The organism is Neisseria sp. P0021.S006 (genome assembly GCF_051956895.1).
This window is the reverse complement of record NZ_JBQCWZ010000404.1, coordinates 1-1,249: the sequence shown is the minus strand read 5'-3', so window position 1 is coordinate 1,249 and position 1,249 is coordinate 1. Positions and strand designations below refer to the sequence as shown.

2 protein-coding genes are annotated in these 1,249 nt (G+C 39.6%); both read right to left on the bottom strand.

What is annotated here, in order from left to right; genetic code table 11:
* On the bottom strand, nucleotides 1–914 hold a 914-nt coding region (locus ACTHUM_RS14510; RefSeq protein WP_440403225.1), incomplete at its 3' end, for a DUF6387 family protein.
* Nucleotides 915–934: 20 nt separating this feature from the next.
* Entirely contained in the window at nucleotides 935–1,246 is a 312-nt protein-coding gene (locus tag ACTHUM_RS14505) for a helix-turn-helix domain-containing protein (RefSeq protein ID WP_070460005.1), read from the bottom strand.
* Between the last annotated feature and the right edge of the window lie 3 nt (nucleotides 1,247–1,249).

The following is a 1,249-nucleotide window of genomic DNA, read 5'->3' as shown; positions in this document are numbered from 1 at the left end:
TTGCATTTAATATCATATCTATGCATGAAAGGGTTTGCCACTGCTTCCAATAATAGGATAGCTTTTGGTAATACGCTGTCTTTGATTGTGGACTTATCGGGAAACCATTCTTCCCCTGTTTTTGGGTTGATAACGGTTTCTGTACCATCGCCAAAGAGTAAGAATAACAGTTCTTCATGCGTGAAGTGTTGGCCGGTGTATACCTCCCAAATCAGCAAATCTAGGCATGGCAATACTCTGAAACGGTTTAGGCTTTCTATTTCTGAATCACTAAATGTTCTTGTCATGTCGTATTTTTTGCTTATATGGATATGGCCGCCGTAAAGTTGAAATGCTCTGTATTGCCTTAAGAAATACTCAAACATTTCTTTCAGCTCATCATCGGTATGTTCTTGGAAATTAATCAGCACCGGCGTGAAACAATTATATGCCCCTGCTTTTTTTTCATATCTGAATTGGCCTAGTTTGGGTAATTGAATCCCTACGGTAGAAATTTCATCAATAGGCATTTTTTCCCCGTCAGAATCGACAATATCAGCCCCGTGTTTTGCCAGCAATCCATTAAAGCAAGAGAAAAAGGAAGAATCGGGGAATGTTTTCTCATCGGGGAATGTTTTCTCTAAGTCTTCAAATGGTATTTTGTACATATCATCAGAAATTAGATTCTTGCCTAATGGAATCCCTCTAGAATCTCTTGGAATATCAGTATTACCCAAAAACAATGATTGCCAAGAGTTTATACAATCATTGCAGATGTCATAACCTAAATCTGGATTACGGTCATATTTTAAATTCTCATTGTAGTGGTAAATTTTATGTTCAAAAGCGATTGCCCAATCTTCCCGCCCCCATTGGTAGGTCTCTTCATACTTGGAAATATCAAACCATTTAGGACAATAATCATGAGTATTCATTTTTAGCTTTGTTTCCGGTATCAGGCAATCGCCTCAATTCCCTTGTTCTTGACGATAGTAAGCAGCTTCAAAGCCGCGCCGCTCGGCTTTTTAATACCCCGCTCCCATTCGGAAACTTGGTTTTTACCAATGTTCAGATACATGGCAAAAGCGGCTTGTGATAATGCTTCGCGCTCTCTGATTGCCTTGATGTCTTCGCCGCTCAATGGTTTGATTTCGGTCAGGCATGATTTGTCAAAATCGCGCATGGTTTTTTTGTCGATAATGCCAATGTCGTGCAATCCCTGCATGGTTTCATGTATTGCTGCAAAAATCTCGCTTTTGTATTTCATGGC